Genomic DNA, 13,469 nt, shown 5'->3' with positions numbered 1-13,469 from the left:
GTTGTTGAACCACCATCGCAACAGGTATCACGTTTGAAGAAAGTGTTGGAGTTTTGTCTGAGCAACATGCATATAGCGGTGCGAAGTGTTTTCGCCGTTGGCGTGCCAACATTCATCCGACAAGGGACAGCTTTTTTGATTCAACTTGGACTTGAGAAAGGTGGGGCAAGTCTTGCGCTGCGCAATAGCCTGGGCATCATCGGCGGTGGAGTACCGTTGGCATTAAATACGATCGGTTTCGGCGTAGATAATTACCGGGGTGTCGCGACCACGGTGTCCAATTTTTCACGCGGGTTTTTTATCCTTTCAAATGTCGCAGGATTGGTGACTATTTATAGCACTGGTGCGCCTCCGACACTCTCTGCAACCCTGGCGGCCTACAGTATTGTGTATTGCGGAGGTCGTGAGCTGGTGCAAGCATATTATGGTCTGGAGCATAACGCAGGAGAAATATCGGATGTGGTGATGCCATCGGTAACCGCTTTACCCATTCAAATTGGTGTTTGTGCAGCAATGACTGCCATAGCCTCTCCCTCGGGCGCTGCCGCAGTGGAAAATAGTAGTTCGGTCTGGCCTTATCGTATGGATTTAAACAGAGCGATGATTAACATGGCAGGCGAAGGGATGATGGATAGGGTAATACTACAATCTGCCCACCGTGCTAATCGCGAAAGCAGTACCGAGAGTCTGCACGTACGCTCGCAATTGACGATGCCAGATCAACAGGGTGCTATCGATATCTTACTGAGGGCGGTTGCAATCCGAGGTTCATTCATCACTAATCTCATTGTCGGTCCAGCGCTGTTAATACAACTATCGGATGAATTGGAATTAGGTATTTCCCCTGCAGTGATTGACATCGTGGCTTCCGCTCTTTTGTATGGTTCACAGATTCCGATGTATGTGGGATCATTTTTCCAGGATGCCCGTCAGCCGCGCCAGCCCTCGTCGCATGACGTGGAATTGGGGATGATGCAAACGCGTATGTAACTGCGATTGTTTCCAGACAAAAAGGCCTGCATCATTGCAGGCCTTTTTTGATAACGTTTCAAGCTTCAGTACACACTACATATACGCCGGTGTCCCTTGAAACTGCGGATTCATCGGTTGCGCCATAGGCGGTATTAGCGGAACCTGAGTCGGTAGCACGACCTGTTTGCGACGCTCAGAACTTGGCGCCACATTAAATACTTCCCGATACGTTTTACTAAAATGGCAGGCCGACTGAAAGCCGCAGGCCATCGTAATACTCAGTATCGACATATCCGTCTGTCGTAATAATTCACGCGCTTTGCGCAAGCGCAGCGTCAAGTAGTAATGCGTGGGCGACATCCCCATATGCTCTTTGAACATACGCTGCAACTGGCGCGGCGACGCGTTCGATAATTGCGCCAAATCTTCCAGCGACAACGGCTCTTCAATATTCGCCTCCATCAGCGACACCACTTCCACCATGGCAGGCCGTGCAGAAATCATGCGTACGTTGAGCGGCACGCGTTGCTGATCTTTATCGTCGCGTACATGTTCCAGAATGAATTGATCGGCGATGGCCGCGATGGTGGTTTTGCCGACCTGCCGTGAGATCAGGTTGAGCATCATATCGAGCGGGGCGATGCCGCCGGTGCAGGTCAGGCGGTCGCGATCAATCACAAACAGATCGCGCGAGAAGGATACCGATGGAAATGTGCGGCGCAAGGCCGACATGTTTTCCCAGTGTGTGGCACACGTATAGCCGTCGAGCAAACCGGCTTTGGCTAGTGCAAAGGTGCCAGTGCACAAGCTGCCCATGGCCACATCCTGCGCTGCAAAACTGTGCATGAGCGCTAACGCCGGTGCATCGATTGCCGCCTCGATATCGGTGCCGCCACACACAAACACCACGTCAGGAATGTCATGCGGATCAGGCCGTGAGGTGGTCACCGCCAAGCCGTTACTGGCAGTCACCAGGCCGCCTTCAGGGCTGATAATCGACCATCGATAGAGCGGTTTGCCTTCAAGATAATTGGCCATTCGCAATACTTCGATGGCATTTGAAAATGCAAGCATCGTAAAGCTATTGAGTGGAACAAAAGCAAAATGCGAGAAAGACGAAATTTCACTTTTAGACATGACCAGACTCCGTTGGCAAACATCAGCGACGGCTAATGTACAGTCGATTGATAAAAATAAACAAATGCTTTCGGTTGTGCATTGCAATAACCATGCCATCAATAGGGGTGATGTTGTCTCAGTGCAATTAAATACAGACGATGTATCTGACGGGGGGCCACAAGTTTATGCAGATAGTCTGATCGGGGTGCTTTCAGGGCCCTCCTGATAGCAGATTTGTTGGAGATGACTGATCATTTAATTTCCGTATGGCAAGCAAATTTGTGTGGTTATTTTGCGCGACGACAGTGCGCCATGCGCCGATTTTGGGAGAACGATCCAATCAGGGGCATTTTTTAAGAACTATTTTGATGATGCTGTCATGCAGCACGAACAAATTGAGATTGTCTTTGCTCACTACCTTGCTCACTATTTAACCCCCGCCAAGCCAGACCCCGCCACGATGTTCCGGCACATGCCAAAAAGTGACAGCGTTGTCGTAATTTGAAAGGTTCCCGTCCGCTTTAGGAAATAGAGCAGCAGGTCTTAGATCAAGAATGTTGTCAACAGAGAGACTCAGAATAATCTGAGTTTGAGACCTTGCACAGCTACTGCTCACACGGACCTTGCCACCATGACCGCTACCACCGCATTTTTTACCCAATCCTTAGCCGAGCGCGATGCGTCGGTCATGAAGGCTATTTCACTGGAACTAGGACGTCAGCAAGACCAGATTGAAATGATCGCCTCCGAGAACATCGTCTCGCGTGCAGTGCTCGAAGCCCAAGGCTCGGTCCTCACCAACAAATATGCCGAAGGCTATCCCGGCAAACGCTACTACGGTGGCTGCGAGTTTGTCGATCAGGTTGAAGCGCTGGCGTTAGATCGGGTCAAGCAATTATTCGGTGCCAGCTACGCGAACGTTCAGCCGCACTCCGGCGCGCAAGCCAACGGTGCGGTCATGCTGGCGCTGGTCAAGCCGGGCGATACCGTACTCGGCATGTCGCTCGACGCCGGTGGTCATCTGACTCACGGCGCGCGGCCCGCGATGTCCGGTAAATGGTTCAACGCAGTCCAATACGGCGTGCGTCCCGACACCTTGCTCATCGATTACGATCAGGTCCAGGCGCTGGCCACAGAACATCAACCGAAGCTGATCATCGCCGGTTATTCCGCCTATCCACGGCAACTCGACTTCGCCCGTTTTCGTGCCATTGCCGACAGCGTCGGTGCTTTGTTGATGGTGGACATGGCACACATCGCCGGGCTGGTCGCCAGCGGCCATCACCCGAGTCCTGTGCCGCACGCGCATGTCGTCACCTCCACCACGCATAAAACTTTGCGCGGCCCGCGTGGCGGCTTTATCCTCACCAATGACGAAGATATTGCTAAAAAAATCAACTCAGCGGTGTTCCCCGGTTTGCAAGGCGGCCCGTTAATGCACGTTATCGCCGCCAAGGCCGTCGCCTTCGGCGAAGCGCTGCAACCCGAATTCAAGGACTACATCGGCAACGTCGTCGCCAACGCCAGCGCCCTGGGTGAAGTACTCAAACAAGGCGGCGTCGATCTCGTCACCGGCGGCACCGAAAACCATTTGCTACTAGTCGATCTGCGCCCCAAAGGTCTCAAAGGAACCGACGTCGAACACGCGCTGGAACGCGCCGGGATTACCTGCAACAAGAACGGCATCCCGTTCGACACCGAAAAGCCAACGATCACTTCTGGTATCCGCTTAGGCACGCCAGCCGGAACCGCACGCGGGTTTGGTATAGCAGAATTTCGCGCCATCGGCGGCCTCATTGTTGAAGTCCTCGATGGATTGGCACGTAAGCCCGAAGGCTGCTCCGAGACTGAGCAAAGCGTACGCATACGCGTGGCCGCCATGTGCAAACGGTTCCCGATTTACTAAACAGAAAAATACATAAAAACCGTTCGGACTGAGTAGCGTAGCGTATCGAAGGCGCGCCTAAGCGATGGCTTCGATACGCCCGATGGGCTACTCAGCCCGAACGGTTATTTGGATTAACGCAACGGCATTACCTGTTTCCCTATCTTGATTTTCCGAACACCACGGAGCGCACATGAACGCATTGCATCAACAAAGCTTAGTCATCGACGGCCTCAATATCTCCAAATGGGAACGCCCCGTTTTTGAAGATATGAAAAAAGGCGGCTTAAGCGCCGTCAACTGCACCATCTCCGTCTGGGAAAATTTCCAAGGCACCGTCGGCAATATCGTCGACATGAAAAACCTGATTCGCGAGAATGCCGATTTGTTGACGCTGGTGCGCGGCGTGGACGACATCACCCGCGCCAAACAAGAGGGCCGCACCGGCGTCATTCTCGGCTTTCAAAATGCGCACGCTTTTGAAGACAATCTCGGCTACATCGAAGTCTTCGCAGAACTCGGCGTGCGCGTGGTGCAACTCTGCTACAACACCCAAAATCTGGTCGGCACCGGCTGCTACGAGCGCGACGGCGGCTTGTCCGGATTCGGGCGCGAAGTCATCGCTGAAATGAACCGCGTCGGCATCATGGTCGATCTCTCACACGTCGGCGGCAATACCTCAACCGAGGCAATTTTGGAATCCAAAAAGCCGGTCTGTTATTCCCACTGCCTGCCCTCCGGCCTGAAAGAACATCCACGCAACAAGAGCGATGAACAACTTAAATTTATTGCCGACAAGGGCGGCTTCATCGGCGTGACCATGTTCCCACCGTTTCTCAAACGCGGCAGCAACGCCAACGTCGATGATTACGTCGAAGCCTTCGATTACGTCATCAATCTGGTCGGTGACGATTGCGTCGGTATCGGTACCGACTTTACCCAAGGCTACGGCAAACCATTCTTTGAATGGCTAACCCACGACAAAGGCCGTCACCGTCGTTTAACCGATTTCGGCACGGTCACCAATCCGGAAGGATTTCGCACCATCGGCGATTTTCCCAACCTGACAGTCGCCATGGAGCGCGCAGGCTGGAAAGAAAGTCGGATTCGCAAAGTGCTGGGTGAAAACTGGATGCGCGTATTTGGTGAAGTCTGGGTTGCTTGATTTAATTGATAAATGACTGAGGAGTACGACCATGAACCCACAACTACCCATCGAAGTGGACGCAGAAACCGGCGTCTGGACCACCGATAAACTTCCCATGCTATACGTGCCGCGCCATTTTTTTACCAATAATCACACCGCCGTAGAAGACGCATTAGGCCGTGATAAATACGCACAAATTTTGTATGACGCCGGGCATAAATCTGCCTATTTCTGGTGCGAAAAAGAATCCAGACAACACGGCATGAGCGGCCTTGAAGTCTATCAACACTATCTGAATCGTCTATCGCAACGCGGCTGGGGTTTGTTTAGTTTTTCTGAAGTCGATGCGCCAGCGGCGACGGCAAAGATCAAACTAACGAACTCGTCTTTCGTACTGCAACAACCAGAGGCCGAAGGCAAGCTTTGCTACATGTTTGCAGGCTGGTTCTCAGGCGCCATGGATTGGGTCTCGGATACCACCGGCCAGAAAATAAAGGCCACTTGCGTCGAGACCCAATGCGCTGGTGAAGGCCATGCACATTGCGAATTTACGGTCACTGCCTTAGTCGCTTAGTTACTTAGTCACTTAGTTGTTCGTCAAAAACTTTTAGAACTAGAGAACGCACATGCGCTACCCCCATCTTTTTTCGCCGCTGACATTAAATAAAGTCACGCTGCGCAATCGCGTCGTCAGCACCGCACATGCCGAAGTGTATGCCGACGCAGGCGGTCTGCCGGGTGAGCGCTATATCCGTTATTACGAAGAAAAAGCCAAGGGCGGCCTCGGTCTGGCGATTTGCGGCGGCTCCAGCGCGGTCTCGATCGATAGCCCGCAAGGCTGGTGGAAATCGATCAATCTGACCACCGACAAAGTCATCGAACCCTTAGCACGCCTGACCGAAGCCATGCACAGGCACGGTGCAAAAATCATGATTCAGGCCACCCACATGGGCCGTCGCAGTTCCTGGCATGGCGAGAACTGGCCGCATTTGCTCACCCCATCCGGCATCCGCGAGCCGGTCCATCGCGGCAACGCCAAGATGATCGAGATTGAAGAAATCAACCGCATCATCGCCGACTTCGCCGCCGCCGCCAAACGCGTCAAAGCAGCAGGCATGGACGGCATCGAAATCTCGGCTGCCCATCAACAATTGATCGATCAGTTCTGGAGCCCGCGCGTCAACCATCGCACCGATCAATACGGCGGTAGCCTGGAAAACCGCATGCGCTTTGGTGTCGAAGTATTGACCGCCGTACGTAACGCCGTCGGCCCTGACTTCTGCGTCGGCATGCGCATGTGCGGTGACGAATTTCATGAAGACGGCATCGATCACGACACCGCCAAACAGATCGCTAAAGCCATGTCAGAAACCGGTCTGATCGATTTCTTAAGCGTGGTCGGCTCCGGTGCCGATACGCACAACACATTGGTCAATTGCATGCCGCCGATGGCCTTGCCGCCAGAGCCGTTCGTGCATTTGGCTGCCGGTATCAAAACCGTCTCCACAGTCCCGGTCATGCACGCGCAAAGCATCCGCGATGCCGGGCAAGCCGAGCGTATTTTGGCGACCGGCATGGTCGATCTGGTCGGCATGACACGCGCGCAGATCGCCGACCCCTACATGGTCATTAAAATCCGCGATGGCCGCGAAGATGAGATCAAACAATGCGTAGGCGCAAACTATTGCATCGACCGCCAATACAACGGCCTCGACGTGCTGTGCATCCAAAACGCCGCCACCTCGCGTGAAGAAAGCATGCCGCATATCATCGCCAAAAGCCGTGGCCCAAAGCGCAAAGTCGTCGTTGTAGGCGCAGGCCCTGCCGGTCTGGAAGCCGCCCGGGTCGCGCGTGAACGCGGTCACGATGTGGTCTTGTTTGAGCGCAGCGACGCTGTTGGCGGCCAAATCAATCTGGCCGCCAAAGCCCCGCAACGCGAACAAATGGCCGGGATCGTGCGCTGGTTCGACATGGAAACCAAACGCCTGGGCGTTGATCGCCGTCTCGGTGTCGATGCTGACGAAGCCATGATTCTGGCTGAAAAACCGGACATCGTTGTGCTGGCAACCGGTGGCAGCAACTTCACCGCACAGGTTCCCGCCTGGGGCGTAGCCGAAGGATTAGCGGTTAGTTCCTGGGATATTTTGAGTGGCCGTGTTGCGCCCGGCAAAAACGTACTGGTCTACGACGGCATCAGCACCCACGCCGGTTTTGGCGTTGCCGACTACCTCGCCAGTCGTGGCAGTCAGGTCGAAATCGTCACCCCAGACGTCAAGATTGCAGACGATACCGGCGGTACGACATTCCCGATTTTCTATCGCCGCATGTACGCGCAAGGGATTATTCCAACGCCGAATTATTGGCTCGATAGCGTCTACGCCGAGGGCGACAAAAAAGTCGCCGTATTACGCAATGAGTACACCGACATTCAGGAAGAACGCGTCGTCGATCAGGTCGTCGTCGAAAACGGCATCACCCCTAATGACAGTCTGTACTGGTCGCTCAAGCCACAATCGGTGAATCACGGTCAGACCAATATTCAAAAACTGTATGCCGCCGAGCCACAGCCAGCATTAGCCGAGCCGCTCGGTGACGGGCGTTTTCTATTGTTCCGGGTCGGCGACTGCATTTCGATGCATAACATCCACGCCGCGATCTTTGATTCGCTGCGCCTGTGTAAAGATTTCTGACGATGAACCCGATCATCACGGTCCTGTTCTGGCTAGCGGTGGCCGGATTGCTCTCCGGCCTGATGCGGCGTGCTGCGTTGTGGCGCGCCGGTGCTGCCGCACCAGTCCAGTGGATAGCGCTGCTGGCGATTCCAAAGCGCTATTTCGTCGATCTGCATCACGTCGTGGCGCGCGATCCCTACATAGCGCGCACCCATATCGCCACCGCTGGCGGGGCGATTGCGGCGATGGCCTTGGTCGCTATCAATTACGGTTTTATGTTGTATCTGCCAATATTGAATGCCGCGATTGCCTTGTTTGCGATGGTGATGCTGATCGGCGTTATTTTTGTCTGGCATCGTCGTCGCACGCCACCGGCACGCTTGTCGCTGGGCGCGTGGAACCGTTTGCCGTGGGTGTTGGGGGCGTTAGCGTCAGGGATGTTGTTGATGGGTATTTTGCCTGTCGGTGTGCTATCGGGATTGACGGCGGCGGTGACGGTGCTGTTGCTGAGTTTTGGTGCCTGGAATATGACCGTCGGCATTGGTCGCGGCGGCCCGATGAAACATGCTTTGGCAGGCTTGCTGCATCTGGCATTTCATCCGCGCCCGGAACGCTTTAACAAGAAATATTTCAATTCTGGATACGCAACATCCGGCACGCCCAGCACCGCACTGAAGCCGCTGGCCTTGGATCAGGGCGCGCTGGGCGTAAGCAAGCCGGTCGAGTTTCGCTGGAATCAATTACTCAGTTTTGATGCCTGCGTACAGTGTGGAAAATGCGAAGCAGCGTGTCCGGCATTTGCCGCCGGGCAACCACTTAATCCAAAAAAACTGATTCAAGACATGGTCGTCGGCATGGCCGGTGGTAGTGACGCCCATTTTGCCGGTAGCCCGTATCCGGGGATTGCGCTGGGCAAGCAAGGCGGACCACAACGGGCGATTTTCCCTGACCTGATCACGCCCGACACGATTTGGTCCTGCACCACTTGCCGCGCCTGCGTGGAAGAGTGTCCGATGCTCATTGAGCACGTTGACGCGATAGTCGATATGCGCCGCAATCAGACGCTGGAGCATGGCGCGGTGCCGGGAAAAGGCCCGGAGGTTCTCGCCAATTTGCGTGAAACAGGCTCCGCTGGCGGCTTCGATCTGAATGTTCGCTATAACTGGTCCATCGATCTGAATGTGGCACACATTACTCCCGGCAAACCGGTCGATGTATTGCTCATCGTGGGCGAGGGCGGCTTCGATATGCGCTATCAACGCACCCTCAGAGCATTGGTCAAAGTGCTGCAAGCTGGGAGCGTAGATTTTGCGATCCTAGGCACACTGGAAACCGACACCGGCGACGTTGCCCGCCGTCTCGGCGACGAGGCGACTTTTCAGGCGCTGGCCGGGCGCTTAATCAATACGTTGTCAACGCTGTCATTCCAACGCATCGTCACCGCCGATCCGCACGTCATGCATAGTTTACGGAACGAATATTCGGCCCTCGGCGGTCGCTATGAAGTCTTGCATCACACCACTTTCATGGCTGCGCTGGCGAAAGAGGGAGCAATCACTCCGCGTGCCGCAACTAATAACGATCAACGGTTTACCTATCACGATCCCTGCTATCTGGGGCGCTACAACGGCGAGACACAAGCCCCGCGTGACCTGCTCAAACTACTCGGTTTGCCGTTGCACGAAATGGAACGTAACGGCATGCGCGGACGTTGTTGCGGCGGCGGTGGCGGTGCGCCGTTGACCGATATTGCCGGCAAACAACGGATTCCCGATATCCGCATTCACGACGCCCGTGCGGTGCGCGCCGATACGGTGGTGGTGGGCTGTCCGAATTGCACAGCCATGCTCGAAGGCGTGGTCGGACCGCGTCCCGATGTGCGCGATATTGCAGAGCTGGTTGCCGCAGCGTTGGAGGCTTAATGGATATGCAGTCAGCAAATAAACGCATCAATCCGCGCCGTCCTTTTACGGTGACCGCTGATGGATTAAAACGGTTGGTGTTGGGCGAGATGGATGCTGGCGATGACGTTGGCACGCTCATACTCGGCCATGCACATCCGCAAATAAAGCCGCTGCGCACCACACAAGCGTCAGTGAAAACTGTGCTGGCCGTGGCCCACAGCGACCGTGGAACGCTCGACGACCACGCACGTCAGGTCATTGCTGCGGCAGCTTTATTAGCGGACGCGACGACCGAAGTGGTCCTGCTGGTCTTTGGCGAATTAAACGATGACAGCGCGGCGCTGGGCGCCGATCGGGTAGTGGTCTTGCCGCAGTTCGGCAGCCAGCTATTTGCGCCGGAACAAGAGCTGGCGGCCTTGCGCAATGTGATTGCGGCCTTGCAACCAGCACATATTTATATCCCCGATTGCGCATTATCGAGCGGCGATTTAGGGCGGCGGCTGGGTGCGGCGATGGCGCACACTGCCAGTATTGCTACTCACGTAGTAGAAATAAATTCAGGCGGTTTAGCAACCTGGCGTGAGCAGCGCTCAGTGATAGCACGGCGCAGTTTGTCGCGCATCATTCTGCTGGCAGCCGATGCCGTCGATGCGCGTTTGCCGTTTGTCGGGCGTGGCGCAGTCGATGCAGAACTGGTTGCATCGGTCAGCATAGCGGCTGAAGTCGACTGGGCTAATTCGGTCAACTACCGCGACCTCGGCATCAAAGTATTAGCCGCATCGCAAATGGCATTGGACGAGGCAGACTTTATTCTCTCCGCTGGCAATGGCGTCGATGACGTCGGCACATTCAATGCGCTGGCAAGTGCACTGGAGGCGGCGGTGGGCGCTAGTCGTGTGGCCGTCGATGATGGTAAATTCCGCCGCGATCAGCAAATCGGAGCCACCGGAAAAACGGTGAGCGCCAGCGCCTATCTGGCGTTTGGGATTTCGGGCGCGGTCCAGCATTTGCAAGGGATCAAGGATTGCCGCCACGTTATTACCGTCAATCTGGACGCCAGCGCACCCATGATTAAGCGTGCCGATCTGAGCATCATCGACGACGCGCATGCGGTCATGCAGGCGTTGCTGACACAGGTAAAACAGGCCCGCAATCTGGATACAGGGAGCGCAACATGAGGTCATCTTCACTGCAACGGATTGCTGTTCTGGTCTCCATCGGTCGCCATCCGGTCAGCGGCGTGGCGCGTTATAGCCGTAATGACGCCGTCGCCCTTGGTATGGCAATGACATTGGCAAAGGAGGGCGTCAGCGTCGATATTATTCACGCAGGCAATCCCGACAATCCAGCGTTATCGGACTATCTGGCCTTAGGCGCAACAACCATACGCGTTATTGAAACAGCAGCGGATCAGGACATTCTTCCCGGTTTGAAACAAGCGCTGGACAATGTCGATTTGGTCCTCTGCGGCAGTCGCGCAGAAGGCGGCGAGGAAAGCGGTCTGGTGCCATATTTTCTGGCAAGCCAATTGCATCTGTCGCTAGTGGCTGGCGTCATTGCTGTGACGCCGGAAGCGGATGGCGTTCTGTTGAAACAGTTTTTGCCAAAGGGCCGCCGCCGCGATATCGCAGTCTCGTTGCCAGCGATGTTGATGGTGCATCCATTGGCACCGTCAACGGTGCGCTATGCCTACGCCAACTTGCGCTCCGGATCGATACAACGACAAACGTTGCAAAGCCAGTCTCTGAATGTGTCGCAAGACTGGACTTTAGCGCCTGCCAAGGCCAGACCGCTGAAGCTGGTCGCGCAAGAAAAACGCTCCGGTCATGCACGCATGTTGTCGGCAACGGAATCCGAAAGTCGGGGCGGAAAGGTTATTGCAGAAGGTAGCGCGAGTGAAAAGGCGCAGGCCGTGTTGAACTATCTGCGAGAACATCGATTAGTTGATTATTAGCTGGGTCTGGTGAATGTTGACATTTACATTTTTAAAAACCGTTTGTACTGAGTAGTCCTTTAGGGCGTATCGAAGTAATTGCATGCGTCGGCGCATCTTCCGATCGTCCTGAGTAGCGTAGCGTGTCGAAGGATACGGCACTTTGTGCCTACTCAGCCCGAACGAATTTAGTGATGCTTGATAAATATTTCAACGTCATCGCGTGCGCACTAGCTGGAAAAATTTGTAAAAATCCAAAAAACATGGAGAAGAAATTGAAAGTATCCCAACAGATTCAAGACCTGATCGCCAATCGCCTCAAAGGCCATAGCTTAGACGCGCCTTTTTATCTGAGTCAGGAAATTTTTGATTTGGATATGAAAGAGATTTTTGGCAAACACTGGATTCAGGTAGCGATCGATCCGGATATTCCCGAGCCGGGTGATTATGTCACCGTCGAGATCGGCAAGAATTCGATTGTGATTGTGCGCGATGACGATATGTCGGTGCGTGCGCATCACAATGTGTGCCGCCACCGCGGTGCACGCTTGTGCTCGGAGCATAAAGGCTCGGTCGGTAATCTGGTCTGTCCTTACCATCAATGGACTTACAACCTGACCGGTGAGCTGCTGTATGCAGAGCATATGGGCGATCAGTTCAAGCACAGCGACCACAATCTGAAATCGGTGCATGTCGAGAATCTGGCGGGTCTGATTTTTATCTGTCTCGCTGAGACCCCGCCGCAAGATTTTGCGATCATGCGTGAGGCGATGATGCCGTATCTGGCCCCGCATTTTTTGCAAGACTGCAAAATCGCCAAACAGGTTGATCTGATCGAAGACGGTAATTGGAAATTGACGATGGAAAACAATCGCGAGTGTTATCACTGTGCGACCAATCATCCCGAATTGACGGCATCGTTATTTGAGTACGGCTTCGGTTATCAACCGTCGCCCAATAATATTGAGCAGGTGGAAGAATTTACGCGTCTGGCTGCCGCCTGCTGCGCGCAGTGGGAAAACGCTGGTTTGCCATCGCAGGAGATTGACCATCTGGACGATATGGTGAGCGGCTTCCGTACGCAACGTTTACCGCTGGACCGTGGCGGCGAATCGCAAACACTGGATGGGCACGCGGCCTCCGGCAAGCTGCTCGGGGAATTTGAACGTGCCGATCTGGGCGGCTTGTCGTTCTGGACGCAACCAAATTCCTGGCATCATTTTATGAGCGATCACATCGTCAGTTTTTCGGTGCTGCCGCTGGGACCGGAAAAAACTTTGGTCCGCACGAAATGGCTGGTTCATAAAGATGCGCGTGAAGGGATCGATTATCAACTCGATAATCTGACTGCTGTTTGGAACGCGACCAACGATCAGGACAAGCGTTTAGTCGAGTTGTCGCAACAGGGTGCCAACAGCGCCGCCTATCAGCCGGGGCCGTATTCGCCTTTCACGGAAGGGTTAGTGGAGAAGTTTTGCAAATGGTATATCGATCGCCTGAGCGCATCGATTGCCTCATAACATCGTCTCGGAGATGGCTATGGATATGTGTGTGGATACGTTGAAAAAACAAAATGTGCCAGAGGCCGTCGTGCAAAAAATCAATCAAGAAAATTTTTGGAGCGCGCTGCCACCGCAGTGGAATAGCGACACACAAGAGACACTGGTCTGCGTACAAGTGCGGGCCGAGACGCACGACGTCAAAAGCTTTATCTTTGCTACGCCCGACAACAGCAGTTTTACGTTTGCTCCGGGCCAGTTTATTACGCTGGAATTGGAGATCAGCATCGCTTGGGAGACCGCCTGCACCCCCCGGGCTTTCTGAGCCAAAACTAAAC

10 protein-coding genes and 1 pseudogene are annotated in these 13,469 nt (G+C 54.4%); 10 read left to right on the top strand and 1 reads right to left on the bottom strand.

Translation table 11 applies throughout. From position 1 onward, the window contains the following. The coding region (locus ACVBEF_RS17830) for a hypothetical protein (RefSeq protein WP_447125268.1) at window positions 1-990 on the top strand (990 nt) is incomplete at its 5' end. A gap of 75 nt (window positions 991-1,065) precedes the next feature. Here ACVBEF_RS17830 and ACVBEF_RS17825 read toward each other — a convergent pair. Beyond that, a complete protein-coding gene (locus ACVBEF_RS17825) occupies window positions 1,066-2,109 on the bottom strand; it encodes a GlxA family transcriptional regulator (protein ID WP_447125267.1) in 1,044 nt (347 codons plus the stop codon). A gap of 613 nt (window positions 2,110-2,722) precedes the next feature. Between ACVBEF_RS17825 and ACVBEF_RS17820 the strand changes: the two genes are divergently transcribed. The 9 genes and pseudogenes from ACVBEF_RS17820 to ACVBEF_RS17780 form a co-directional block, all read left to right on the top strand. Continuing rightward, window positions 2,723-3,997: a serine hydroxymethyltransferase gene (locus tag ACVBEF_RS17820; RefSeq protein ID WP_447125266.1), complete on the top strand. Its 1,275-nt coding sequence runs from the start codon at window positions 2,723-2,725 to the stop codon at window positions 3,995-3,997. Between the two features lie 172 nt (window positions 3,998-4,169). Continuing rightward, complete coding sequence (locus ACVBEF_RS17815; protein WP_447125265.1) at window positions 4,170-5,141, top strand: dipeptidase; 972 nt, start codon at window positions 4,170-4,172, stop codon at window positions 5,139-5,141. A 31-nt stretch (window positions 5,142-5,172) separates the two neighbouring features. Beyond that, window positions 5,173-5,697 (top strand): DUF5943 domain-containing protein, encoded by a 525-nt coding sequence (locus ACVBEF_RS17810; RefSeq protein ID WP_447125264.1) that lies wholly within the window; start codon window positions 5,173-5,175, stop codon window positions 5,695-5,697. A gap of 52 nt (window positions 5,698-5,749) precedes the next feature. After that, window positions 5,750-7,813: an oxidoreductase gene (locus ACVBEF_RS17805; protein WP_447125263.1), complete on the top strand. Its 2,064-nt coding sequence runs from the start codon at window positions 5,750-5,752 to the stop codon at window positions 7,811-7,813. A gap of 2 nt (window positions 7,814-7,815) precedes the next feature. Then, window positions 7,816-9,717, top strand: a complete 1,902-nt coding sequence (locus tag ACVBEF_RS17800; protein WP_447125262.1) for a (Fe-S)-binding protein — start codon at window positions 7,816-7,818, stop codon at window positions 9,715-9,717. A gap of 5 nt (window positions 9,718-9,722) precedes the next feature. Further along, window positions 9,723-10,877, top strand: coding sequence for an electron transfer flavoprotein subunit alpha/FixB family protein (locus ACVBEF_RS17795; RefSeq protein ID WP_447125269.1), 1,155 nt, complete (start codon window positions 9,723-9,725; stop codon window positions 10,875-10,877). After that, on the top strand, window positions 10,874-11,653 hold the full coding sequence (locus ACVBEF_RS17790) for an electron transfer flavoprotein subunit beta/FixA family protein (protein ID WP_447125261.1): 780 nt from the start codon (window positions 10,874-10,876) through the stop codon (window positions 11,651-11,653). Before ACVBEF_RS17795 ends, ACVBEF_RS17790 begins: the two co-directional genes overlap by 4 nt. 254 nt (window positions 11,654-11,907) lie before the next feature. Further along, entirely contained in the window at window positions 11,908-13,152 is a 1,245-nt protein-coding gene (locus ACVBEF_RS17785) for an aromatic ring-hydroxylating oxygenase subunit alpha (protein ID WP_447125260.1), read from the top strand. Between the two features lie 25 nt (window positions 13,153-13,177). Then, window positions 13,178-13,414: pseudogene (locus ACVBEF_RS17780) on the top strand (hybrid-cluster NAD(P)-dependent oxidoreductase); the annotation flags it as partial. Window positions 13,415-13,469 lie beyond the last annotated feature (55 nt).

This window comes from Glaciimonas sp. GG7, from assembly GCF_052976905.1.
Note: the sequence above shows the minus strand (reverse complement) of the source record. Positions and strands in the feature narration are given on the sequence as shown.

What these genes read in the sequence shown, in the direction of transcription:
- ACVBEF_RS17825 (WP_447125267.1), bottom strand. Translation starts at nt 2,109, where the DNA reads ATGTCTAAAAGTGAAATTTCGTCTTTCTCGCATTTTGCTTTTGTTCCA.
- ACVBEF_RS17820 (WP_447125266.1), top strand. Translation starts at nt 2,723, where the DNA reads ATGACCGCTACCACCGCATTTTTTACCCAATCCTTAGCCGAGCGCGAT.
- ACVBEF_RS17815 (WP_447125265.1), top strand. Translation starts at nt 4,170, where the DNA reads ATGAACGCATTGCATCAACAAAGCTTAGTCATCGACGGCCTCAATATC.
- ACVBEF_RS17810 (WP_447125264.1), top strand. Translation starts at nt 5,173, where the DNA reads ATGAACCCACAACTACCCATCGAAGTGGACGCAGAAACCGGCGTCTGG.
- ACVBEF_RS17805 (WP_447125263.1), top strand. Translation starts at nt 5,750, where the DNA reads ATGCGCTACCCCCATCTTTTTTCGCCGCTGACATTAAATAAAGTCACG.
- ACVBEF_RS17800 (WP_447125262.1), top strand. Translation starts at nt 7,816, where the DNA reads ATGAACCCGATCATCACGGTCCTGTTCTGGCTAGCGGTGGCCGGATTG.
- ACVBEF_RS17795 (WP_447125269.1), top strand. Translation starts at nt 9,723, where the DNA reads ATGCAGTCAGCAAATAAACGCATCAATCCGCGCCGTCCTTTTACGGTG.
- ACVBEF_RS17790 (WP_447125261.1), top strand. Translation starts at nt 10,874, where the DNA reads ATGAGGTCATCTTCACTGCAACGGATTGCTGTTCTGGTCTCCATCGGT.